The following is a 21,525-nucleotide window of genomic DNA, read 5'->3' as shown; positions in this document are numbered from 1 at the left end:
CTAGCCGTGCGCCGCATGCGCGGCGCGCACGGCGGCGACGATGTTCGGGTACGCGCCGCAGCGGCACAGGTTGCCGCTCATGCGCTCGCGGATCTCGTCGTCCGACAGGCGCGCGGGCGGGCGCCGCACGTCGTCGGTGGCGGCGCTGCCGGCGCCCGCCGCGAACTCGTCGAGCAGCGCGGTCGCCGAGCAGAGCTGGCCGGACGTGCAGTAGCCGCACTGGAACGCATCGTATTCGACGAACGCGCGCTGCACCGGGCTCAGCACGCCGTCGCGCGCCAGCCCTTCGACGGTCGTGATCCGCTCGCCTTCGTGCATCACCGCGAGCGTCAGGCATGCGTTGATCCGCCGCCCGTCGACGAGCACCGTGCACGCACCGCACTGCCCGCGATCGCAGCCCTTTTTCGTGCCCGTGAGCCCGGCGTATTCGCGCAGTGCGTCGAGCAGCGTGACGCGCGGTTCGAGCTGCAGCGTGTACGCCCGCCCGTTGATGTCGAGATGTACGGGCTGCGCGGGCACCGTATCGCGGCGGGGCGCAGCCGGTGCGGATGCCGCGCGCGGCGGCTGCGAGTGAACGTGCGAGGCGGCGCCGACGGTCGCTGCCGCCGCCGCGGATTGCAGGAAGCGCCGTCGTGCGGCGCTGGAAGGCGTATCGTGCGGCAACGGCGGCACCGCCGAATGACCGGGCCCGAGCGGCGACGGGGCCGCATCGCGCGCCGGTTCGGCAGGCGGAGAATCGGATCGATCGCTGGACATGGCTTCTGCTCGCTCCATGGTTGACGGACGCAGACGTGCCGCCCGTGCCCGGATGGCAGCGCGGTCGGCATGCGCATCGGCAAAGAGCAATTCCGGTGCCGCGAACCCGCGGAGCGCCGCGCCGATGCACGGCGCCGGCGCCGGTCCGCGGCGCGCACGCACGACGGCCGCGCCGTGTCGCGGATGAGCGCGCTTTCATGACGCCACGCTGGCGCGCGGCTGGCCGTTCGCTGACGAAGCGGCAATAACGCCCGGTTTTTTGGGCGTGAGCGGCCGCACGTCGCTCGCAAGTTGCCGGGAGCATGCGCGATGCCATGCATGACGCCCGCGTCGCCGTGGCCGGGTCGCGGCAACGCGCACCGTGTAAATGCGCGCAGCATCCGCCGCTGCTGGAAAATTCCGCCACGCGTGCCGGCGGATCGCAGCGAAGGCATTCGGTCAGCCTGACGAAAACATCTCGCGTTCGCGCCCGACCGCAAACGATTCACCGAAACGTCGCATCGCGGCGGCATACTCGAAAACGTTTCCCGATCAGTCTGCCAGGAGAGAAGTCATGCGTCGCGTTTCCGTCGCCGTCGTTCTGTGTGCCGCCGTTTTCGTCGCCGCGTGCAGCGACGACGCAGCGCACGACGCCAACGCGACCGACGCCGCGCCGCCGGCCGGTGCATCGAGCGGCGCTGCCAGCGCGTTCAACAGCGACGCGCCCGCGAACGCCGCCGCATCCGACGCCGCGCCGCTCGCGCCGCCCGTCGTGCACTATCCGCCCGATGACGACGACGATGCGAAGTCCGCCACGAACGCGGCCGCGTCGGGCGCCGCCGCGTCGTCGCCGGGTTGATCCCGCCATCGCGCGATATGAGTCGGTACCGCTCAGGGAGAGCCGCTGGCCCGCGCGGCGAGCCGCCATCGGCGTGACGTCACGGTGGGCGACGGCGCGAACGGCACGCGCACTGCACGTTGTCGCGCCGCTTCGCGGGCCCGTCGGGCACGGCCGGCCGAGCGCTTCGAAGCCGGCCGCCGTCGGCCGCGTCCGCGCGTCGTCGCAAGCACAACGGCACGGCGTGCGCCGCGCCACCCGCCCGTCAGACCGCGTGCACGAGCGCGCGCTCGACGAGCGCGGCCTCGAAGCCGTCGTCCGCGTCGCGAAAGCGCAGCGGCGCCGCGCAATGCACCAGCGTGTCGACGAAGTATTTCGCACGCGGCCACGGCCCGAAGCCGGCCGCCGTGTTGATGTGCCCGGCATCGCCGAGGTTCACGAACGCGCTGCCCAGGCGCTGCGCGAGCGCGCGCGCGTCGGCGAGCGGCATCCACGGGTCGGTCTCGCTGCCGATCACGATCGACGGCACGGCGAGCCGGCGCGCGTCGAACGGCCCGGCAAACGTGAATTTCTTCGGGCTGGCCGGCGCGACGAACAGCACGCCTGCCACATCGCCCACATGCGGCCACTGCGCGAGCGCATGCGCGGCCGCGAGGCAGCCGAAGCTGTGCGCGGCGAGCACGAACGGGCCGCGCTCGCGATCGAGCAGCGCGCGCACAGATTGCGCCCAGCCCGCGAGATCGGGCGCATCCCAGTCGTGCTGCTCGACGCGCAACGAGCGCGGGAACTGCCGCTCGAGCCACGTCTGCCAGTGAGCGCCTTCACTGCCGTGCAGGCCCGGAACGGTGACGAGCCGCGGCGGCCACGCCGATTTGCTGCATGCGCGCATGATTGCCCTCGCTTGCTTGAAGACGAGGTTCGATTGTGGCGTCGGGTGCGCGTCGGCCGAACCAATATTTTGTGCTTTGCTTTTGCGCGCGGCGGCGACCGGCGGCGGCCCGGCGACGGCGTGACCGGCGCAGGTCCCGCACGACGGCGCAATGTGCCGCGAAACCGTAGAATGTGGGCTTCCCGTCAGCTTCACATGGAACCGGCCTGGGCGCGCGACGCGCCGGCCGTCGTCAGGAGACACCCGATGTCCGCTACGTCCGCCGGCGCGCCGCGCCCGGCTTCGCTCGCCATTCCCGTGACGCGCCTCGCCGGCGTGCGCGCGCTCGCGCAATGAAGATCCTGTTCCATTCGCCGCATCAGGATGCGGGCGCATGGCGCGACGAGATCGCGCGTGCGCTGCCCGAAGCCGAACTGCGCGCCTGGCAGCCGGGCGATACGGCCGCCGCCGACTACGCGCTCGTGTGGCGTGCGCCGCGCGAGTTCTTCGCGCCGCGCGACGGCCTGCGCGCGATCTTCAACCTCGGCGCGGGCGTCGATGCGCTGCTCGCGCTCGACCGCGCGCATCCGGGCACGCTGCCAGCGCACGTGCCGTTGGTGCGGCTCGAAGACTCGGGCATGGCGCAGCAGATGGTCGAATACGTGACGCACGCGGTGCTGCGCTACCTTCGCCGTTTCGACGAATACGACCTGCAGCAGCGCGAACGCCGCTGGCAGCCGCTCGAACCGCATGCGCGCGCGAGCTTCACCGTCGCGGTCCTCGGCCTCGGCGTGCTCGGCGCCGAGGTCGCCCGCGCGCTCGCCGCGCTCGGCTTGCCGGTGCGCGGCTACAGCCGCAGCGCGAAGCAGCTCGACGGCGTCACGACCTTCGCCGGCGACGGCGCGTTCGACGCGTGCATCGGCGGTGCGAAGGTGCTCGTGAACCTGTTGCCGAGCACGCGCGACACCGACGGCATCCTGTCGGCGCGCGCGTTCGCGCGGCTCGCGCGCGGCGCGTACGTCGTCAATGTCGCACGCGGCGCGCATCTCGTCGAAGCCGACCTGCTCGACGCGCTCGCGAGCGGCCAGGTCGCCGCGGCCACGCTCGACGTGTTCCAGCACGAACCGCTGCCGGCCGACCATCCGTTCTGGCACGCGCCGCGCATCACGATCACGCCGCACAGCTCGGCCGAGACGCTGCGCGCGGAAGCGGTCGAGCAGATCGCCCGCAAGATCCGCGCGTTCGAGCGCGGCGCGCCCGTGAGCGGCATCGTCGACTACGCGCGCGGCTATTGAATTCCGCACAAAGAGCAACCAGGAGACAACCATGACGCTCCCCACCGCCGTCAAGATCGTCGAAGTCGGCCCGCGCGACGGGCTGCAGAACGAGAAGACCTTCGTGCCGACCGACGTGAAGATCGCGCTCGTCGACCGGCTGTCGCGCGCCGGCTTCCGCAACGTCGAGGCCGCGTCGTTCGTGTCGCCGAAATGGGTGCCGCAGATGGCCGACGGCGCCGACGTGATGGCCGGCATCGAGCGCCGCGCGGGCACCGTGTACTCGGTGCTCACGCCGAACCTGAAGGGCTTCGAGAACGCGCTCGCCGCACGCGCGGACGAAGTCGTGATCTTCGGCGCGGCGAGCGAGGCGTTCTCGCAGCGGAACATCAACTGCAGCATCGCCGAGAGCATCGCGCGCTTCGAGCCCGTCGCGAAGGCCGCGAAGGACGCGGGCCTGCGGCTGCGCGGCAGCGTGTCGTGCGCGCTCGGCTGCCCGTACCAGGGCGAGGTGCCGATCGCGTCGGTCGTCGACGTCGTCGAGCGCTTCGCGGCGCTCGGCTGCGACGAGATCGACATCGCCGACACGATCGGCGTCGGCACGCCGAAGCGCACGCGCGAAGTGCTCGCGGCGGTCACGCGCGTGTTCCCGCGCGAACGCCTGTCGGGCCACTTCCACGACACCTACGGCCAGGCGCTCGCGAACATCTACGCGGCGCTGTTCGAAGGGATCGAGATCTTCCACGCGTCGGTCGCGGGCCTCGGCGGCTGCCCGTACGCGAAGGGCGCGACCGGCAACGTCGCGACCGAGGACGTGCTGTACCTGATGCAGGGCCTCGGCATCGATACCGGCATCGATCTCGCGCAGGTCGTCGCGGCCGGCGATTTCATCTCGAACGCGATCGGCCGCGCGAACGTGTCGCGCGCCGGTCGTGCATTGCTCGCCAAGGCGCAGAGCGCGGCCGACGCCGCGAACTGCGTCTGATCACCTCGTTCCACGGATTCCTCGACATGACGACACCCGCTTCATTCGATTCCCTCCCCGATTCCGCGCGACGCGTCGCGCTGCTGCTGCGCGAGCGCGGCCACGCGAAAGGCATCGTGATGCTCGCCGAAACCGGCAAGACGTCGGCCGAGGCCGCGGCCGGGCTCGGCTGCTCGGTCGCGCAGATCGCGAAGTCGATCCTGTTTCGCCGGCAGGCCGACGGCGCGCCCGTGCTGGTCGTCGCGAGCGGCGTCAACCGCGTGGACGAAAGGAAGGTCGCCGCGCAGGTCGGGCCGGTCGGCCGTGCGGACGCGAAGTTCGTGCGCGACAACACCGGCTATGCGATCGGCGGCGTGTGCCCGATCGGCCATCTGGTCGAACCCGTCACGCTGATCGACGCCGACCTGCTCGCGCTCGACAGCCTGTGGGCCGCCGCCGGCCATCCGCACGCGGTGTTCAACCTGTCGCCGCACGAACTCGTGTCGCTGACGGGCGCGCCGGTCGCGGACGTCGCGTTGCGGGAGCCCGCATGAGCGACGCGACGATGCCGGCCGCCACGGTCGCGTCGCCGTGCACCGACGTCTGCCGGATCGATCCGCGCACCGACTGGTGCGCGGGCTGCCTGCGCACGCGCGGCGAGATCAAGGAATGGCGTACGTCGGACGACGATGCGAGGCGCGCGCTGCTCGCGCGGCTGGACGCGCGACGGCGCCTGATCGCGGGCAGCGAGACATAAAAAAAAAGCCGTTCAGCCTCACGGGCGAACGGCATCGAGATCGGAATCCTGTGAACGTGATCAACGTCACAGCCCGCATCATACGAGCGACGCGACCGCATCGCATCGGGTGTTTCCCTACAACTTCTTACAGCGTTTTTCGCGGCCGCGCGCGACGCTCGCGTGACGCCATTCGCGCGCAATCTCCGTTCCCGACACGTGCGTTCGACCGAACGCGGCGCGGGCGCGCAACCGCGCCGAATCGTATGACCGTTTCAGTTGCCGACCGCCGCGCGACGCGTGGGCACGATGCGCCAGCCGAGGTTCACACCGGCCGCCGCGAGCAGGATCAGCAGCGCGCCGAACACCTGTGTCCACGCGAGCGTCTGTCCGAACGCGACGCGATCGACGGCGATCGCGACGACCGGATAGACGAACGACAGCGCGCCCGTCATCGCGGTCGGCAGCTTCTGGACCGCGCCGTACAGCAGCACGTATATCAGCCCCGTGTTGACGATGCCCAGCACGATCAGGTCGGCCCATTGCCCGGCCGTCGCCGGCAAGGTGTCGAAGTGCGCGAACGGCGCGAGCAGCAGGATGCCGAGGCCGACCTGCAGCAGCGCGAGGAGATGCGGCGGCGTGCCCTTCAGGTGCTTCGTGATGATCGACGAGATCGCATACAGGAACGCGGCGCCGAGCGACAGCGCGACGCCTGCCAGATACTCGCCGGGCACCGCGAGCACGGCCGGTTCGACGCGCACCACGAACACGAGCCCGGCGAACGCAAGCGTGAGCCATGCGACCGTCGACGCGGTGATCCGCTCGCGGAACACGATGGCACCGAGTGCGACGAGCATGAACGGTTGGGTGTTGTAGACGGCCGTCGCCATCGAGATCGACGCGCGCGAATAGGCGGCGAACAGCAGCAGCCAGTTCGCGACGATCGCGAGGCTGCCGAGCGTCGTGAGCACGAGCATCCGCGGCGAGAACAGCGAGCGGCGCAGGAAGCCGAACGCCGCGCAGACGATCGCGAGCGTCGCGGCGCCGAACACGCAGCGGAAGAACACGACATTGGTCAGCGGCTGCTGCGACGACATCACGAGCCAGCCGATCGTGCCAGACATCAGCATCGCGACGATCATCTCGGCGGCGCCGCGGCGAATTTCATTCGAGGCCATCAGGAACTCCGTTGAAGAGCGGGGATGAGTTCGATTCTAGAAACTTGCTTTCGCCGCGACCATGGCTAAACTGAAGTGAATCAGCCGATTCACCTTCGAAAGCAAAGCGATCATGCCAAAACGCCTTTCCCCGCCCGTCGTCGCGGCGCTCGACGCGACCGACCGCGCGATCCTCGCCGCGCTGGCCGACGACGCACGCATCGCGACCAGCGAACTCGCGCGGCAGATCGGGCTGTCGGCGCCCGCGACCGCCGACCGCGTGCGGCGGCTCGAGGCGCAGGGCGTGATCGCCGCGTTCACCGTCGAGCTCGACCCGCGCGCGCTCGGCTACACGCTGCAGGCGATCGTCCGCGTGAAGCCGCTGCCGGGCCAGTTGCACCTGGTCGAGGAGTTGCTGCGGCGGATTCCCGAATTCGTCGAATGCGACAAGGTCACCGGCGACGATTGCTTCATCTGCCGGCTCTACCTGCGCACGATCGAGCACCTCGACGACATCCTGTCGAAGGTGACGGAACGCGCGGAGACGAGCACCGCGATCGTGAAATCGACACCCGTGCCGCGACGCCTGCCGCCGCTCGTCGAAGACGACCACGCGCATCGCTGAGCCGCAGGCGCCCCGTCCCGTCAGCCGCAGGCGACCCACCTCGCCAACCGCAGGCGGCGCAGTCAACCATCCTCGGACGGCACACGCCGCCGCCCGCACCGTCACGCGGCCGGCTCGCGCGCATCGAAGAACGCGAGCAGTTCGTCGATCAGCGCGCCAGGCGCTTCTTCAGGAATGTAGTGCCCGCAGTCGAGCGCGCGGCCGCTGACGTCGCGCGCGACGCGCCGCCACTCGTCGAGCGGATCGAAGCAGCGGCCGACGACGCCGTGCTCGCCCCACAGCACGCGCAGCGGACACGCGACCTTGTTGCCGCGTTCGAGATCCGCACGGTCGTGCTCGAGATCGATCGTCGCCGACGCGCGGTAGTCCTCGCACATCGCATGCACGGCGCCGGGCTGCGCGAGCGCCGCCCGGTACGCGTCGAGCGCCTCCGGTGCGAACGGCGCGAGCCCGGCCGACCGGTTGCCCATCACGCGCTCGATATACGCATCGGTGTGCGCGCCGATCAGCGTCTCGGGCAGCGGCTCGGGCTGGATCAGGAAGAACCAGTGGAAATATGCGGTCGCGAACGCGCGATCGGTTTTCTCGTACATCGCGAGCGTCGGCGCGATGTCGAGCAGCATCATCCGCTCGACGGCATCCGCATGATCGAGCGCGAGCCGGTGCGCGACCCGTGCGCCGCGATCGTGCGCGCACACGTGGAAATGCGCGAAGCCGAAATGCCGCATCACGGCGACCTGGTCTGCCGCCATCGCCCGTTTCGAATACGGCGCGTGCCGCGCGTCGCTCGGCGGCCGGCCCGATGCGCCGTAGCCGCGCAGGTCGGTGGCGATCACCGTGAAGTGATTCGCGAGCGTCGCGGCAACGCGATGCCAGATCATGTGGGTCTGCGGATGTCCGTGCAGCAACAGCAGCGGCGGACCCGCGCCTCCTTTGACACCGAAAATGTCGGTGTCCTGCACCGTCACGCGAAACGGTGCAAACGCCTCAAACGACATGGTTTGTTTCTCGTTGGTTTGTTATGGCGGCTATTTTAGAAGCGCCGGCGCGTCTTCACAGCGGCGTCGCCATCCGAAACCGTAGAAAGAGAACACTCACTCGATTGCCCGCACACTGCGGCATTTGGTAAGCTCGCGTAGAATCGCACGACCGTTCGTATTAATATGAACTTCCGGTCGCGCAACTACACTCGAATACCGTTCGACCGCAACGCCCCCGGAGACTGGAGACATCACATGGCATTGCCCACCGTCCTGCAGAACCTGACGCTGCCCGTCATCGCGTCGCCGATGTTCATCGTCAGCTACCCCGAACTCGTGCTCGCGCAATGCAAGGCGGGCATCGTCGGTTCGTTCCCCGCGCTCAATGCGCGTCCGGCCGAACTGCTCGACGAGTGGCTCACGCAGATCCAGTCGGAACTCGCCGACCACAAGGCGAAGCACCCCGATGCGGTGATCGGCCCGATCGCGGTCAACCAGATCGTCCACCAGTCGAACGCGCGGCTCGAGCACGACGTGCGCGTATGCGTCGAGCACAAGGTGCCGATCTTCATCACGAGCCTGCGCGCGCCGGCGCGCGAGATTGTCGACGCGGTGCACGGCTACGGCGGCATCGTGCTGCACGACGTGATCAACCTGCGCCACGCGCAGAAGGCGCTCGAAGCCGGCGTCGACGGGCTGATCCTCGTTGCGGCCGGCGCGGGCGGCCACGCGGGCACGACGTCGCCGTTCGCGCTGGTCGGCGAAGTGCGCAAGATCTTCGACGGCCCGATCGTGCTGTCGGGCTCGATCGCGAACGGCGGCTCGATCCTCGCCGCGCAGGCGATGGGCGCCGACCTCGCATACATGGGCACGCGTTTCATCGCGACGCAGGAAGCGCACGCGATCGACGACTACAAGCACGCGATCCTGAACGCGAAATCGTCGGACATCATCTACACGAACCTCTTCACGGGCGTGCACGGCAACTACATTCGCGAGAGCATCGAGAAGGCCGGCCTCGATCCGGACGCGCTGCCGGAATCCGACAAGACCAAGATGAATTTCGGCAGCGACAAGACGAAGGCGTGGAAGGACATCTGGGGCGCCGGCCAGGGTGTCGGCCTGATGGACGATCTGCCGAGCGTGGGCGCGCTCGTCGAGCGGCTCAAGCGCGAGTACGACGACGCGAAGGCGCGGCTCGGCATCCCGCGCTGACGGATGCGGCGGCCGTCTCGGCCGCCGTCGGCGCGAGCGCGTCGAACCAAGCAAAAAGCGCGAACCGCAACGGTTCGCGCTTTTTTCATTGTCCCGCTGCGGCGGACGATGCGGCTCAGACCGCGCGCTTCATCCGCGTGATCGGCAGCACGCGCAGGCTCGATTCGATCGACGGGCACAGCGACTGCCCTTCGAAGCGCGCGGCCAGGAAATCGACGAACGAGCGCACTTTCGCGGAGACGTGACGACGGCTCGCGTACACCGCATAGATCGGCGCCTCGTGCGGCGGCACCGAATCGAGCAGCACCGGCACGAGCCGGCCCGCTTCGATGTCGTCGCCGACCACTTCGGTGCCGAGCAGCGCGATGCCCGCGCCGGCGAGCACGGCCGCGCGCAGCCCTTCGAGATGGTTCACGATCAGGTTGCCGTTCAGGCTCACGCGCGACGCGGCGGCCGCGTCGATCATCAGCGAATCGAGCATCGTCGAATTCGAATCGCGCCGCAGGTAGTTGTGGTTCGCGAGATCGGCGATCGTCTGCGGCGTGCCGCGCTTGTCGAGATAGTCGGGCGACGCGACCAGCAGGATGTGCGCGGTCGCGATCTGCCGCGCGACCAGCGACGACGATTTCAATCCGTTCGGCGCCGCGCGCACCGCGACGTCGTAGCCTTCCTCGATCAGGTCGACCACGCGATCGGACAGCGTCATGTCGACGGTCACGTCCGGGAAGCGCCCCGCGTAATCGGTGACGGCCTGCATCACGTGCCGCAGCCCGAACGCGGACAGCGACGTCACGCGCAGCCTGCCCTGCGGCACCACGCTCGCGGCGCCGACGGCCTGGCCGGCTTCGTCGAGTTCGGACAGCGCCTGCACGAGGCGCTCGTAGTATTCGCGCCCCGCCTCGGTCGGCGCGACGCGTCGTGTCGTGCGATGCAGCAGCCGCGCGCCGAGCTGCTGCTCGAGGTGCATCACGTGCTTGCTCGCCATCGCCGCCGACATCTGCATGCGCTCCGCCGCGCCGACGAAGCTGCCCACTTCGACGACGTAGCGAAACACATTCATGCTGACGAGGGTATCCATCGAACTAGCTCGCAATCCCGGAGGAATCAACCAATTACGAGATAGGGTAACAAAGGCGAGGAAACAGAAAGGTCAAGAAAGGCAAAACGGCGCCGCGGGTGGCGGCGCCGTTTCGGGCGGGAAAACATGCATCCGGCACGCGCGTTCGACGCGCGCGGCCGGCGCACCGATCGCGCGGGTGCGTCAGAACTTCGCGCGGATGCCGGCGCCGAACGTGTTGCCGGTCGACAGGCCGCTGATGTGGTCGTTCATGTACGCCGCGTAGACGTCGGTGCGCTTGGACAGCGGATAGTCGTAGCCGACGGCCCAGGTCTGGCGCGTCTGGTCGAGGCCGCCGGCGTCGCGCGAGTACGCATACGACGCCATCGCGTTGCCCACGCCGATCGGCACCGACACGCCGCCCTGCGCGGTGTTCACGTGCCAGCTGCCCGCGACCTGATCGTTCTTCGTATACATGTACTGGCCGAACAGCTTCACGAGCTTCAGGTCGTAGGTCGCGCCGACCAGCGCGATACCCTGGCTCTTCATGCCGGTCACGAGCGCGCTCAGATCCTGCGGGCCGTTGTTGAAGTTCACGTACTGATACATCGCGGTCGCCGCGAACGGGCCGTTCGCGTAGTTGAACTGCGCGCTCCACTTCTTCGAACGGTTGTCGCCGGCCTGGTTGCCGAGCGCGTACATCGCGCCGAAATTCAGGCCACCGAACGAAGGCGACGTATAACCCACCGCGTTGTTCCAGCCCGAATCGCCGACCGCACCCTGGTCGCTCGGATAGGTCGGGAACGTGCCGAGGCCGAGGAACACGTGGTACACCATCGGCGAGAAGGTGTACGAGTCGTAGAACGGGTTGAACAGGATCGTCGAGAGGAACAGGTGCGTCGTCAGGCGGCCTGCCGTCACCGTGCCGTACGGCGAGCTGATGCCGACGTACGCGTTGCGCGCGAAGAACGTGTCGCCCTGGAAGCGGCCGTACTGGCCGTTCTGCGCCCGGAAGAAGCTCTCCAGCGTGAAGATCGCCTTGTAGCCGCTGCCCAGATCCTCGGCGCCGTGCAGGCCCCAGTACGAGGTCGACATCCCGCCGCCCGACACGTTCCATGCGCGATCGCCGCCCGGAAACTTGGTGGCGCCGACCCACTCGTCGACCTGGCCGTAGAGCGAGACGCTCGACTGCGCATGGACGGGTGCGGCGGCCGCCACGCAGGCGGCTGCGGCGATCAGCTTGACGGACGTGCGCGATGCACGGCGGGCGAATGCTTTCATGGGATCTCCAGGGTTTTGTCGAATAGTCGATGAGTGGCGCGAGCGTTGTTGTTTGGAGCCGAGTGCTTGCGTCGTATGGGGCGCAGCCATCTTTACGGATCATTCGTCCGGCCAAAATTGCGCACACTTATTGCGGGTATAGCGCCAGCATTAACTTCGCGGAATGTGTCCATGGCCGGAGGCACGCGGCGGCCCGGCGCGAACGCGGCCGCACGGGCGGGCGGCCGCGTGGCGTGCGCGTACCGGGCGCGAAAGATAGCGCAATGCGGCGGGAAAATCAGCGGAAATGTGCGCGCGACTGTGGCGAATTCGCATCAGCCGGCAACGGGACGAGCGCCGGAGCGCTCAGTTTCGGTAGAACGAAGAGAAAGAAGGCGAGTGCGCGGACTCTTCCTGCGAGCGGGGCGGCGGCATCGGGCGGCCACCGCGCTCCTCGTTGTAGCGGGCGACGTCGGCGCGGATCGAGCCGGCCCGCAGCGGGACGTTGCCGCCGCCCGGCGGGCGCGGCATCTGGCGGACTTCGGCGCTGATCGGCCGATACGGGCTTTGCGCGGCGTAATGGCCGTACGACGGCGTCGGGCGCAGCCCCCAGCGGGAACCGGACGCGCTCACACCGCCGGGACGCACGCCGGCAGGCGCAGGCACGCGACGCCAGACCGGGTCGCCGCCGGCGCCGCGGGCCGGTTGACCGTACGCACGCATGTCACCGCCGCCGAAACCGTGGCCGCCGAACCCGTGACCGCCGTGGGGCGGCTGGGCCAGCGCGAGCGGCATCAGCAGTGCGCCGAGCACGCCTGCCACCCATCGTCCGATCTTCCGTTTCACCCGTTCCGTCATCGTTCCGTGCCCATCGACGCCCGCCGTCGGCTCCTTTCGGCCGACCCAAGGCTTTCAGCAGTAATTTATGAGCGGGCGGAAAGTGTGTCGAGCCAAAAAGTGTTATGTCGCCGGCATCGGTGTAACACCATGTTACTGCTAGGTTTTTTCGCTTCGGCGCACGATCGCGACAGCACATTCTTCTGCGGTTTCAGGCTCGATCGGGCAGATGCGACGGCCGCCATCTCATGCGGACGATTCATCAATCGATTCGCACAATGAATTTGTGTAGTGAATCGCCAGCCGCGACAATGACGCCATCCGCGCGCGCGACGCGCGCCTTCGCCATTTCCGAATCGAGTTTCCCGATGGCCCGTCCCCGTTTTCTTCCCGACAACTTCACGCTCGCGCTCGTGGGCACCGTCGTGCTCGCGAGCCTGCTGCCCTGCCGCGGCCCGGCCGCCCATGCGTTCAACTGGGCGACCAACGTCGCCGTCGGCCTGCTGTTTTTCCTGCACGGCGCGAAACTGTCGCGCGAAGCCGTCGTCGCGGGCGCGACGCACTGGCGGCTGCACGCGCTCGTGCTGCTCAGCACGTTCGCGCTGTTCCCGCTGCTCGGCCTCGCGCTGAAACCCGTGCTGCAGCCGCTCGTCACGCCAACGCTGTATGCGGGCGTGCTGTTCCTGTGCACGCTGCCGTCGACGGTCCAGTCGTCGATCGCATTCACGTCGATCGCGAAGGGCAACGTGCCGGCCGCCGTGTGCGCGGCATCGGCGTCGAGCCTGCTCGGGATCTTCGTCACGCCGGCGCTCGTCGGGCTGATGATCACGTCGCAGTCGGCCGCGGCCGCGTCGCCGTGGAGCACCGTCGGCAGCATCGTGATGCAGTTGCTCGTGCCGTTCATCGCCGGCCAGTTGCTGCGGCCCGTGATCGGCGGCTGGATCGACCGCAATCGCGGCGTGCTGCGCTTCGTCGACCAGGGCTCGATCCTGCTGGTCGTCTACGTCGCGTTCAGCGAGGCGGTCAACGAGGGGCTGTGGCACCAGATTCCGCCGCGCGCGCTCGGCGGCCTCGTCGTCGTCAACCTCGTGCTGCTCGCGATCGCACTGCTGCTGACCGCGTTCGTCAGCAAGCGGCTCGGCTTCAACCGCGCCGACCAGATCACGATCATTTTCTGCGGATCGAAGAAGAGCCTCGCGGCCGGCGTGCCGATGGCGAAGGTGATCTTCTCGGCGAACGCGGTCGGCGCGATCGTGCTGCCGCTGATGCTGTTCCACCAGATCCAGCTGATGGCGTGCGCGGCGCTCGCGCAGCGCTGGGGCGCCCGCGACACGCGCGGCGAGGACGAGGGCGACGCGACAGCCGCGTCCGGCGCGCTGAGCACGAGCAAACGCTGACGCGTCCGGGGGGCGCGATGGCCGCTGCTGGCAGCTTTCCGCCTCTCGCCTCTCGCCTCTCGCCTCTCGCCTCTCGCCTCTCGCCTCTCGCCTCTCGCCTCTCTCCTCTCGCTTCCCGCTTCCCGCTTCCCGCTTCCCGCTTCCCGCTTCCCGCTTTCCGCTTTCCGCTTCCCGCTTTCCGCCCCAACCAGCCCCGGCCGGGCGCGATGCACCGGCAACGCCCATCGCGTCACGAAATCTTCATTCAATTCTCCGCAAGCGCTGCCGTTAAGCTGGGCGTCCCGTCGATTCGGCTGCCCTCGCCCATGCCCGCGCTCCACTCCGATCCCGCTGTCGCCCGCACCACGCGCCTGATCGCGGATCGCGCGCTCGCCGCCGTTTTCCAGCCGATCGTCGATCTCGGCTCGGGGACGGTCGTCGGTTACGAAGGGCTGATCCGCGGGCCCCGTGGCACCGACCTCGAGCCGCCCGCCGCCCTGTTCGCGCAGGCCGCGCGCGAAGGCGAAACCATCGCGCTCGAACGGGCCGCCGCGCTCACCTGCCTCGACGCGTTCGCGGCGCTCGGCTGCGACGGCAAGCTGTTCCTCAATTTCAGCGCGGGCACGATTCTCACGCTCGCCAGCGAACGCGAGCGCGCACGCCAGTTCCTCGGTCGCGCACGGGTCGGCGCCGAGCGCATCGTGATCGAGCTCACCGAGCAGAACGCGATTCCCGACGTCGCGCACATCGGGCCGGCCGTCGCTTCGCTGCGCGACGCCGGCATCCAGTTCGCGCTCGACGACTACGGCACCGCGAACGCGAGCATGAACCTGTGGCTGCGCCTGCACCCGGACGTCGTGAAGATCGACCGCTTCTTCATCCACGACATCGCGCGCGACCCGCTCAAGTTCGAAGCCGTGAAGGCGATGCAGCACTTCGCGCACGCGAGCGGCGCGAAGCTGATCGCGGAAGGCATCGAGAACGAATGCGACCTGATCGTCGTGCGCGACATGGGCATCTGCTGCGTGCAGGGCTTCCTGCTCGGCCGGCCGGACGCGCAGCCGTCGCGGGTGGTCGCGCCGGCCGCGCGCGATGCGATCCGCGCGCCGCACATCGCGGTGTTTCCCGGCGTGACGCGCGCGGTGCGGCCGGCCGGCACGATCGCCGGGAAAATGCTCGTGCCCGCCCCGGCGCTGCCGCGCGACGCGACCAGCAACGACGTGCTCGACCTGTTCAACCGGATGCCCGACCTGCACGCGGTCGCGCTCGTCGAGCGCGGGCGGCCCGTCGCGCTCGTGAATCGCCGCGGCTTCATCGACCGTTTCGCACTGCCGTATCACCGCGAGGTATTCGGGAAGAAGCCGTGCCTGCAGTTCGCGAACGATACGCCGCTGATGATCGACAACGCGACCACGTTCGAGCAACTCGCGATGCTGCTCGCGAGCCACGACCAGCGCTATCTCGCCGACGGCTTCGTGATCACCGAACACGGCCGCTATGTCGGGCTCGGCACCGGCGAAAGCCTCGTGCGCGCCGTGACCGAGATGCGCATCGAGGCCGCTCGCTACGCAAATCCGCTGACGTTCCTGCCCGGCAACATCCCGATCAGCGCGCACATCGACCGGCTGCTCCAGCGCGACGCCGGCTTTCACGCATGCTACGTCGATCTGAACCAGTTCAAGCCGTTCAACGACCAGTACGGCTACTGGCAGGGCGACGAAGTGCTGAAGTTCGCCGCGACGGTGCTGGCCGGCGTGTGCGATCCGCAGCGCGATTTTCTCGGCCACGTCGGCGGCGACGATTTCCTCGTGCTGTTTCAGCGCGACGACTGGCGCGAGCGCGCCGCCGACGCGATCGCGCGCTTCAACGACGGTGCGCAGCTCTTCTACACGCAGGCCGACCGGCTAGCGGGCGGGCTGCGCGGCGAGGACCGCCACGGCAACCCGGCGTTCTTCGGCTTCGTGACGATGGCGATCGGCGCGGTCGGCGTGCCGGCCGGCGCGCACGGCGCGAAACGTTACGGCAGCGACGAGATCGCGTCGGTCGCAGCGCTCGCGAAGCGGCGGGCCAAGCAACAGCCGGACGGGCTCGCGGTCGTCGACCTCGATGCCGGCCGCGCGGCGTTGCGCCATCGCGGCGAACCGCCGGCCATGGCGATGGCGACGGGCTGAACGGCGAACGGTCGACGGGTACGCACTGGTTGCGCACGGAAAGCGCCCGCGCACCAGGCGACCCGCCCGATGCCCGTCCCGCGCAAGGTCGGGCTGTGGCGCCACGGCTTGCCGCCGTCGCACGCGACGGCCGCGGCACGCCGCACCCTCACGCCGGTCCGCGGCACGCGCCCGCGGCCGCGGCCGCCGCTTTTTCCTGCACTCGGGCTGCACCGCCCGACACCCACACGCCCACCTTGCCTTTTTCTCGTTTTGTTTAGTATTTTTAGTAACGGCGTTTTCGCAGATTAGTGCCTAAACAGCCGTTATTCGCGGGTATTCCCCGGTTATCCGGCCCGAATTCCGCGATAATTTTTACTATACAATCGCTTCCACCCTAAACAAACCAGACCCCGAACGATGGGTACGACCATTCGCGATGTGGCGCGGGCGGCAGAGGTTTCGATCGGCACCGTCTCGCGCGCGCTGAAAAACCAGCCCGGCCTGTCCGAAGCCACGCGTGCACGCATCGTCGAGATCGCGCGGCAGCTCGGCTACGATTCCGCGCAGTTGCGGCCGCGCATCCGCCGGCTCACCTTCCTGCTGCACCGCCAGCACAACCGCTTTCCCGCGAGCCCGTTCTTCTCGCACGTGCTGCACGGCGTCGAGGACGCCTGCCGCGAGCGCGGCATCGTGCCGACGCTGCTCACGGTCGGCCCGAACGACGACGTGCTGCGCCAGATGCGCCCGCACGCACCCGACGCGATCGCGGTCGCCGGCTTCATCGAGCCCGAGACGATCGAGGCGCTCGCCGCCACCGGCCGGCCGCTCGTGCTGATCGACCTGTGGGCGCCCGGGTTGCGCTCGGTCAATATCGACAACGCGACGGGCGCGGCGCTCGCGATGCGCCACCTGCTCGCCACCGGCCGCTCGCGGATCGCCTTCATCGGCGGCTCGGCCGCGCACTACAGCATCGCGCAACGCGCGATCGGCTATCGGCGCGCGTTCTTCGAAGCCGGGCGACTGTTCGACCCCGCCTACGAAGTGACGATCGACGCGGGGCTCGACCCCGACACGGGCGCCGCGCGTGCGATGGAGCAACTGCTCGACGCGCCCCGCCCGCGCCCGGAAGCCGTGTTCGCGTACAACGACGCGGCGGCGCTGGCCGCGCAGCGCGTGTGCCTCGCGCGCGGCCTGCGGATTCCGGACGACATCGCGATCGTCGGCTTCGACGACATCCCGGCCGCCGCACACGCGAGCCCGCCGCTCACGACGCTCGCGGTCGACAAGGAAGCGCTCGGCCGCCGCGGCGTCGAACTGCTGCTCGCCGAAGCGCCCGAGCGCACCGAGATTTCCCTGCCCGTCGAGCTGATCGTGCGGGCCAGCAGCCAGCCCGCCGGCTCCCCGGCACTCGATACCGCCACGGTCCAAGAATCATGAACATGCCCCCGGTCCAATCCCGCGCCGCCGCGCCGGTCAGCCACGCGCAAGCGGCACCGTTCGTCGCGAGCTTCCGCGACCCGTCGTTCCTGCTGTCGCACGTCGAGGACACGCTGCGCTTCTACGCGGCCCACGCATTCGACCCGACGGGCGGCTTCCACCATTACTTCCGCGACGACGGCAGCGTCTACAACCGCACGTCGCGCCACCTCGTCAGCAGTTGCCGGTTCGTCTTCAACTACGCGATGGCGTATCGCCATTTCGGCGACCCGCGCCACCTCGACTACGCGCGCCACGGGCTGCGCTTCCTGCGCGACGCGCACTGGGACGACGCGCTGCAGGGTTACGACTGGGAGCTCGACTGGCGCGACGGCGCGAAGCACGCGACGCTCGACGGCACGCGCCACTGCTACGGGCTCGCGTTCGTGCTGCTCGCGGCCGCGCACGCGACGATGGCCGGCATCGACGAAGCGCGAGCGCTGATCGCCGCAACCTACGAACTCGCCGAGCACCGCTTCTGGGATGCGGCCGCGGGCCTGTATGCGGACGACGCGACGCCGAACTGGCACGTGTCGTCGTATCGCGGCCAGAACGCGAACATGCACATGACGGAAGCGCTGCTCGCCGCCTACGAGGCGACCGGCCACCTCACGTACCTCGATCGCGCGGAAAAGCTCGCCTCCCACATCACGCAACGCCAGGCCGCGCTGTCGGGCGGGCTCGTGTGGGAGCACTACCATGCGGACTGGTCGATCGACTGGGACTACAACAAGGAAGACAGCTCGAACATCTTCCGTCCGTGGGGCTTCCAGCCCGGGCATCAGACCGAATGGGCGAAACTGCTGCTGATCCTCGAGCGGCACCGCCCGCTCGACTGGCTCGCGCCGCGCGCGGCCGAACTGTTCGATGCGGCGCTCACGCACGCGTGGGATGCCGATCACGGCGGCCTCTGCTACGGCTTCGGCCCGGACTTCACGATCTGCGACCACAACAAGTATTTCTGGGTGCAGGCGGAAACCTTCGCGGCGGCGGCGATGCTCGGCGCGCGCACCGGCAGCGAGCGCTTCTGGGACTGGTACGACGAGATCTGGCGCTACAGCTGGGCGCATTTCGTCGATCACCGCTACGGTGCGTGGTACCGGATCCTCACCTGCGACAACCGCAAGTACAGCGACGAGAAGAGTCCGGCCGGCAAGACCGACTATCACACGATGGGCGCATGCTACGACGTGCTCGCGACCCTCGCGCGCATGCAACGCAGCGAGCCGACGCAATGAGCGGCGGCACGTTTCCGGCTTTCGTGTCGGCGGGCGACATCCTGACCGACATGGTGCGCGCAGGCGACGCGCAGTGGACGTCGGTGCCGGGCGGCGCCGGCTGGAACGTCGCGCGCGCGGTCGCCCGGCTCGGCGTGCCGAGCGCGCTCGCCGGCTCGATCGGCGAGGACTGCTTCTCCGACGTGCTGTGGCGCACGAGCGAAGCGGCCGGGCTCGACCTGCGCTTCCTGCAGCGCGTCGCGCGGCCGCCGCTGCTCGCGATCGTCCACGAGACGCGCCCACCCGCGTACTTCTTCATCGGCGAAGCGAGCGCCGACCTCGCGTTCGATCCCGCCCGGCTGCCGGCCGGCTGGACCGATCACGTGAAATGGGCGCATTTCGGTTGCATCAGCCTCGTGCGCGAGCCGCTCGCGGGCACGCTGGCCGCGCTCGCGGCCGACCTGCATGCGCGCGGCGTGAAAATCAGCTTCGATCCGAACGTGCGCAACCTGATGACGGCCGCATACCGGCCGACCCTGGAGAAGATGGCTGCGCTTGCCGACCTGATCAAGGTGTCCGACGAAGACCTGCGTCACCTGTTCGGCGGCGACGGCCCCGACGCGATCGCGGCGGTGCGCGCGCTGAACCCGCGGGCGGCCGTGCTCGTCACGCGCGGCGCGCAGGCGGCGACGCTCCATGCGGACGGCGACGTGTACGAGGCCAGCCCGCCGCGCGTCGAGGTGGCCGACACCGTCGGCGCCGGCGACGCGTCGATCGGCGGCCTGCTGTTCAGCCTGATGGCCGCGCCGCAGCGCAGCTGGCGCGAGCATCTCGCGTTCGCACTGGCGGCCGGCGCCGCCGCGTGCCGGCACACGGGCGCGCATGCGCCGACGCTCGACGAGGTCGTCGCGCTGCTGGAACGGTGACGGGCAGGGGCGGTGCGGTGATCGGTCGCCGATAAGCGGCGCTGTACATGCTGCGCCGCAGTGCTACGATGAAGTGTCCTATTGCGGGAGAGGCACGATGGACACGAACACGTTCACCAAAGGCATCTACACGGCCAAGGCGCATACGCACCGCGCCGACAACGGCCAGTTCCAGGGCTACGTGATCCTCGCGCGGGACGACGGCGACGAGACGGAGAACATGCGCTACGACGTCCACACGACGAGTTCGAGCGAGGAAGAAGCGTTCGAGGAGGCGAAGGCGCTCGCGCACCGGATCCTCGGCGAAATTGAACTGTAATGCGCGAACTGTAACGCGCGAACCGCAATGCGCGCCGTCACGCGCGCGCCGTCATCGATCGTTCCTCGTGCGCGCGTCGCGGCCCGGCCGCGACGCGCCGCCGCCTTCGGCTCAGAGCAGCCGCGCCACCATCGACACCAGCATCGTCAGCACCAGCGTCGACATGAACGGGAACGGATAGCGCCGCCCGCCGAGCGTCAGCGTGACGTCGCCCGGCATCCGCCCGATGCCGAGCTTGCCGAGCCACGGCCAGCAGCGCGTCAGGATCATCACCGCCACGAACGACGCCATCAGCCAGCGCAGCATCTGCGGCTCCGGTCAGAGCGCGTGCGAGCGGTCGCCGCGCGCGAACGCGTCGAGCGTGCCGTCGATCCCGCGTGAAAACGCGATCACCTTGAACAGCTCGCCCATCTCGGCCTCCGAGATCAGTTTCTGCACCGCGTTCGCGGCCGGCAGGAACGCGCGGACATCGGACGGGTCGATCGCGGCCAGCGCGTCGGTGATGCCTGCGTTCAACAGGAAGCGCGCCTGCGACGTGTAGCCGAGCAGATCGGCGCCGGTCGCGACGCCCGCGTCGTAGATGCCGGTGAATTCGACGTGCGCGGTAATGTCCTGCAGGCCCGGGTACGCGAACGGGTCGTCGTGCGCGTGGTGGCGGTAGTGGCACATCAGCGTGCCGCGGTCGCGCTGCGGGTGGTAGTACTCGTGCGCGGGAAAACCGTAGTCGAGCAGCAGCACCGCGCCGCGCGCGAGCATCGTGCAGACGGTGCGCGTGAACGCGAGCGCCGCCTCATGCGTTTCGGTCACGTAGCCATCGCCGACGTCGAGCGCCGCGAGCGCCGCCGGCAGGCCGGCTGCGCCGACCGGCCGGTCGTCGAACACGAACGCCTGCCGCGCGTCGAGCGCGACGCCGCGCTCGCGCCATGCGCCGTCCGCCTTCGCGAACAGCCGCACCGGCATCGCGTCGAGCACTTCGTTGCCGACCACGACGCCGTCGAACCGCTCGGGCAGCGCGTCGAGCCAGCGCACCTTCGCGGCCAGCGCCGGCACCGCGGCTTCGATCGTCTCGCGCTGCCGTTCGCGCAACTCGCCGGACAGGTCGACGATCAGATATTCGTCGAGTTCGACGCCCGGCGCGTCGAGCGCCGCGAGCAGCCCGGCCGCGAGCTTGCCGGTGCCGGCGCCGAATTCCATCACGCGGCGCGTGCCGCTCGCCGCGAGCGCCTCGGCCACCGGTTGCGCGAGCGTCTGCGCGAACAGCGGCGACAACTCGGGGGCGGTGACGAAATCGCTGCCGTCGTCGGCGCGGCGCCCGAACTTGCGCGCGCCGCCGCTGTAATAGCCGAGCCCCGGCGCATACAGCGCACGCTCCATGAAGCGGTCGAACGGCAGCCAGCCGCCGGCCGCCGCGATCTCGTCGCGCAGTTGCGCGGCAAGGGTTTCGGACTGCGCGAGCGCGTCGGGGCCGGGAGCAGGTAAACTAGCGGGTTCGTGAGCTTTCGGGTTCATCCC

22 protein-coding genes are annotated in these 21,525 nt (G+C 69.2%); 13 read left to right on the top strand and 9 right to left on the bottom strand.

What is annotated here, in order from left to right:
• Complete coding sequence (locus WS89_RS22200; protein WP_059506432.1) at nucleotides 1–756, bottom strand: (2Fe-2S)-binding protein; 756 nt, start codon at nucleotides 754–756, stop codon at nucleotides 1–3.
• A gap of 553 nt (nucleotides 757–1,309) precedes the next feature.
• Here WS89_RS22200 and WS89_RS22195 point away from each other — a divergent pair.
• Nucleotides 1,310–1,594, top strand: a complete 285-nt coding sequence (locus tag WS89_RS22195; protein ID WP_059793514.1) for a hypothetical protein — start codon at nucleotides 1,310–1,312, stop codon at nucleotides 1,592–1,594.
• A 244-nt stretch (nucleotides 1,595–1,838) separates the two neighbouring features.
• Here WS89_RS22195 and WS89_RS22190 read toward each other — a convergent pair whose 3' ends face one another.
• Nucleotides 1,839–2,462: an RBBP9/YdeN family alpha/beta hydrolase gene (locus WS89_RS22190; RefSeq protein ID WP_059506436.1), complete on the bottom strand. Its 624-nt coding sequence runs from the start codon at nucleotides 2,460–2,462 to the stop codon at nucleotides 1,839–1,841.
• A gap of 332 nt (nucleotides 2,463–2,794) precedes the next feature.
• Between WS89_RS22190 and WS89_RS22185 the strand changes: the two genes are divergently transcribed.
• Genes WS89_RS22185 through WS89_RS22170 form a run of 4 tightly spaced genes read left to right on the top strand, consistent with a single transcriptional unit; the run spans nucleotide 2,795 to nucleotide 5,436 of the window.
• A complete protein-coding gene (locus WS89_RS22185) occupies nucleotides 2,795–3,736 on the top strand; it encodes a 2-hydroxyacid dehydrogenase (protein WP_059793512.1) in 942 nt (313 codons plus the stop codon).
• Nucleotides 3,737–3,767: 31 nt separating this feature from the next.
• The gene (locus tag WS89_RS22180; protein WP_059506440.1) at nucleotides 3,768–4,700 is read left to right on the top strand and encodes a hydroxymethylglutaryl-CoA lyase; all 933 of its coding nucleotides are present in this window, start codon (nucleotides 3,768–3,770) and stop codon (nucleotides 4,698–4,700) included.
• 26 nt (nucleotides 4,701–4,726) lie between these two features.
• Nucleotides 4,727–5,233: a YbaK/EbsC family protein gene (locus tag WS89_RS22175; RefSeq protein ID WP_034208550.1), complete on the top strand. Its 507-nt coding sequence runs from the start codon at nucleotides 4,727–4,729 to the stop codon at nucleotides 5,231–5,233.
• Nucleotides 5,230–5,436 (top strand): DUF1289 domain-containing protein, encoded by a 207-nt coding sequence (locus WS89_RS22170; protein WP_059793510.1) that lies wholly within the window; start codon nucleotides 5,230–5,232, stop codon nucleotides 5,434–5,436. Before WS89_RS22175 ends, WS89_RS22170 begins: the two co-directional genes overlap by 4 nt.
• Nucleotides 5,437–5,690: 254 nt before the next feature.
• Here the strand turns inward: WS89_RS22170 and WS89_RS22165 are convergent, their stop codons facing one another.
• Nucleotides 5,691–6,593, bottom strand: a complete 903-nt coding sequence (locus tag WS89_RS22165) for a DMT family transporter (protein ID WP_059793509.1) — start codon at nucleotides 6,591–6,593, stop codon at nucleotides 5,691–5,693.
• Nucleotides 6,594–6,705: 112 nt separating this feature from the next.
• Between WS89_RS22165 and WS89_RS22160 the strand changes: the two genes are divergently transcribed.
• A complete protein-coding gene (locus tag WS89_RS22160) occupies nucleotides 6,706–7,197 on the top strand; it encodes an Lrp/AsnC family transcriptional regulator (protein WP_059506445.1) in 492 nt (163 codons plus the stop codon).
• A gap of 101 nt (nucleotides 7,198–7,298) precedes the next feature.
• On the opposite strand, the gene WS89_RS22155 is transcribed toward WS89_RS22160, so the two are convergent.
• Nucleotides 7,299–8,195, bottom strand: a complete 897-nt coding sequence (locus WS89_RS22155) for an alpha/beta fold hydrolase (protein ID WP_059506447.1) — start codon at nucleotides 8,193–8,195, stop codon at nucleotides 7,299–7,301.
• Nucleotides 8,196–8,432: 237 nt separating this feature from the next.
• On the opposite strand from WS89_RS22155, the gene WS89_RS22150 reads away from it, so the two are divergent.
• On the top strand, nucleotides 8,433–9,392 hold the full coding sequence (locus WS89_RS22150; RefSeq protein ID WP_059506448.1) for an NAD(P)H-dependent flavin oxidoreductase: 960 nt from the start codon (nucleotides 8,433–8,435) through the stop codon (nucleotides 9,390–9,392).
• Nucleotides 9,393–9,507: 115 nt separating this feature from the next.
• Here WS89_RS22150 and WS89_RS22145 read toward each other — a convergent pair whose 3' ends face one another.
• The 3 genes from WS89_RS22145 to WS89_RS22135 form a co-directional block, all read right to left on the bottom strand.
• On the bottom strand, nucleotides 9,508–10,470 hold the full coding sequence (locus WS89_RS22145; RefSeq protein ID WP_059793508.1) for a LysR family transcriptional regulator: 963 nt from the start codon (nucleotides 10,468–10,470) through the stop codon (nucleotides 9,508–9,510).
• Between the two features lie 183 nt (nucleotides 10,471–10,653).
• Nucleotides 10,654–11,730 carry a porin gene (locus tag WS89_RS22140; RefSeq protein WP_034208557.1) on the bottom strand — a complete coding sequence of 359 codons (1,077 nt, stop codon included), beginning with the start codon at nucleotides 11,728–11,730 and terminating at the stop codon, nucleotides 10,654–10,656.
• A 345-nt stretch (nucleotides 11,731–12,075) separates the two neighbouring features.
• Nucleotides 12,076–12,567, bottom strand: a complete 492-nt coding sequence (locus WS89_RS22135) for a hypothetical protein (protein ID WP_059506452.1) — start codon at nucleotides 12,565–12,567, stop codon at nucleotides 12,076–12,078.
• 347 nt (nucleotides 12,568–12,914) lie between these two features.
• On the opposite strand from WS89_RS22135, the gene WS89_RS22130 reads away from it, so the two are divergent.
• The 6 genes from WS89_RS22130 (at nucleotide 12,915) to WS89_RS22105 (ending at nucleotide 20,013) form a co-directional block, all read left to right on the top strand.
• Nucleotides 12,915–13,943 (top strand): bile acid:sodium symporter family protein, encoded by a 1,029-nt coding sequence (locus WS89_RS22130; protein WP_059793574.1) that lies wholly within the window; start codon nucleotides 12,915–12,917, stop codon nucleotides 13,941–13,943.
• A 305-nt stretch (nucleotides 13,944–14,248) separates the two neighbouring features.
• Entirely contained in the window at nucleotides 14,249–16,093 is a 1,845-nt protein-coding gene (locus WS89_RS22125) for an EAL domain-containing protein (RefSeq protein ID WP_059506456.1), read from the top strand.
• 399 nt (nucleotides 16,094–16,492) lie between these two features.
• Nucleotides 16,493–17,512 (top strand): LacI family DNA-binding transcriptional regulator, encoded by a 1,020-nt coding sequence (locus WS89_RS22120; RefSeq protein WP_059793507.1) that lies wholly within the window; start codon nucleotides 16,493–16,495, stop codon nucleotides 17,510–17,512.
• The gene (locus tag WS89_RS22115) at nucleotides 17,509–18,789 is read left to right on the top strand and encodes an AGE family epimerase/isomerase (RefSeq protein ID WP_059506460.1); all 1,281 of its coding nucleotides are present in this window, start codon (nucleotides 17,509–17,511) and stop codon (nucleotides 18,787–18,789) included. Before WS89_RS22120 ends, WS89_RS22115 begins: the two co-directional genes overlap by 4 nt.
• Nucleotides 18,786–19,694 carry a carbohydrate kinase family protein gene (locus WS89_RS22110; protein WP_059793505.1) on the top strand — a complete coding sequence of 303 codons (909 nt, stop codon included), beginning with the start codon at nucleotides 18,786–18,788 and terminating at the stop codon, nucleotides 19,692–19,694. Before WS89_RS22115 ends, WS89_RS22110 begins: the two co-directional genes overlap by 4 nt.
• A gap of 97 nt (nucleotides 19,695–19,791) precedes the next feature.
• On the top strand, nucleotides 19,792–20,013 hold the full coding sequence (locus WS89_RS22105; RefSeq protein WP_034208564.1) for a hypothetical protein: 222 nt from the start codon (nucleotides 19,792–19,794) through the stop codon (nucleotides 20,011–20,013).
• 111 nt (nucleotides 20,014–20,124) lie between these two features.
• On the opposite strand, the gene WS89_RS22100 is transcribed toward WS89_RS22105, so the two are convergent.
• Nucleotides 20,125–20,319 (bottom strand): DUF2905 domain-containing protein, encoded by a 195-nt coding sequence (locus WS89_RS22100; RefSeq protein ID WP_006484654.1) that lies wholly within the window; start codon nucleotides 20,317–20,319, stop codon nucleotides 20,125–20,127.
• Nucleotides 20,320–20,331: 12 nt separating this feature from the next.
• Nucleotides 20,332–21,522 (bottom strand): class I SAM-dependent methyltransferase, encoded by a 1,191-nt coding sequence (locus WS89_RS22095; protein ID WP_059506464.1) that lies wholly within the window; start codon nucleotides 21,520–21,522, stop codon nucleotides 20,332–20,334.
• Nucleotides 21,523–21,525 lie beyond the last annotated feature (3 nt).

Source organism: Burkholderia sp. MSMB1072, from assembly GCF_001524725.1.
In the GTDB taxonomy this organism is placed as follows: Bacteria; Pseudomonadota; Gammaproteobacteria; order Burkholderiales; family Burkholderiaceae; genus Burkholderia.
The sequence above is the reverse complement of the archived record's forward strand: the minus strand, read 5'-3'. Positions and strand labels throughout refer to the sequence as shown.

What these genes read in the sequence shown, in the direction of transcription:
- WS89_RS22185 (WP_059793512.1), top strand. Translation starts at nt 2,795, where the DNA reads ATGAAGATCCTGTTCCATTCGCCGCATCAGGATGCGGGCGCATGGCGC.
- WS89_RS22175 (WP_034208550.1), top strand. Translation starts at nt 4,727, where the DNA reads ATGACGACACCCGCTTCATTCGATTCCCTCCCCGATTCCGCGCGACGC.
- WS89_RS22140 (WP_034208557.1), bottom strand. Translation starts at nt 11,730, where the DNA reads ATGAAAGCATTCGCCCGCCGTGCATCGCGCACGTCCGTCAAGCTGATC.
- WS89_RS22100 (WP_006484654.1), bottom strand. Translation starts at nt 20,319, where the DNA reads ATGCTGCGCTGGCTGATGGCGTCGTTCGTGGCGGTGATGATCCTGACG.
- WS89_RS22150 (WP_059506448.1), top strand. Translation starts at nt 8,433, where the DNA reads ATGGCATTGCCCACCGTCCTGCAGAACCTGACGCTGCCCGTCATCGCG.
- WS89_RS22180 (WP_059506440.1), top strand. Translation starts at nt 3,768, where the DNA reads ATGACGCTCCCCACCGCCGTCAAGATCGTCGAAGTCGGCCCGCGCGAC.
- WS89_RS22120 (WP_059793507.1), top strand. Translation starts at nt 16,493, where the DNA reads ATGGGTACGACCATTCGCGATGTGGCGCGGGCGGCAGAGGTTTCGATC.
- WS89_RS22160 (WP_059506445.1), top strand. Translation starts at nt 6,706, where the DNA reads ATGCCAAAACGCCTTTCCCCGCCCGTCGTCGCGGCGCTCGACGCGACC.
- WS89_RS22105 (WP_034208564.1), top strand. Translation starts at nt 19,792, where the DNA reads ATGGACACGAACACGTTCACCAAAGGCATCTACACGGCCAAGGCGCAT.
- WS89_RS22135 (WP_059506452.1), bottom strand. Translation starts at nt 12,567, where the DNA reads ATGACGGAACGGGTGAAACGGAAGATCGGACGATGGGTGGCAGGCGTG.
- WS89_RS22165 (WP_059793509.1), bottom strand. Translation starts at nt 6,593, where the DNA reads ATGGCCTCGAATGAAATTCGCCGCGGCGCCGCCGAGATGATCGTCGCG.
- WS89_RS22200 (WP_059506432.1), bottom strand. Translation starts at nt 756, where the DNA reads ATGTCCAGCGATCGATCCGATTCTCCGCCTGCCGAACCGGCGCGCGAT.
- WS89_RS22145 (WP_059793508.1), bottom strand. Translation starts at nt 10,470, where the DNA reads ATGGATACCCTCGTCAGCATGAATGTGTTTCGCTACGTCGTCGAAGTG.
- WS89_RS22110 (WP_059793505.1), top strand. Translation starts at nt 18,786, where the DNA reads ATGAGCGGCGGCACGTTTCCGGCTTTCGTGTCGGCGGGCGACATCCTG.
- WS89_RS22125 (WP_059506456.1), top strand. Translation starts at nt 14,249, where the DNA reads ATGCCCGCGCTCCACTCCGATCCCGCTGTCGCCCGCACCACGCGCCTG.
- WS89_RS22190 (WP_059506436.1), bottom strand. Translation starts at nt 2,462, where the DNA reads ATGCGCGCATGCAGCAAATCGGCGTGGCCGCCGCGGCTCGTCACCGTT.
- WS89_RS22195 (WP_059793514.1), top strand. Translation starts at nt 1,310, where the DNA reads ATGCGTCGCGTTTCCGTCGCCGTCGTTCTGTGTGCCGCCGTTTTCGTC.
- WS89_RS22170 (WP_059793510.1), top strand. Translation starts at nt 5,230, where the DNA reads ATGAGCGACGCGACGATGCCGGCCGCCACGGTCGCGTCGCCGTGCACC.
- WS89_RS22155 (WP_059506447.1), bottom strand. Translation starts at nt 8,195, where the DNA reads ATGTCGTTTGAGGCGTTTGCACCGTTTCGCGTGACGGTGCAGGACACC.
- WS89_RS22130 (WP_059793574.1), top strand. Translation starts at nt 12,915, where the DNA reads ATGGCCCGTCCCCGTTTTCTTCCCGACAACTTCACGCTCGCGCTCGTG.
- WS89_RS22115 (WP_059506460.1), top strand. Translation starts at nt 17,509, where the DNA reads ATGAACATGCCCCCGGTCCAATCCCGCGCCGCCGCGCCGGTCAGCCAC.
- WS89_RS22095 (WP_059506464.1), bottom strand. Translation starts at nt 21,522, where the DNA reads ATGAACCCGAAAGCTCACGAACCCGCTAGTTTACCTGCTCCCGGCCCC.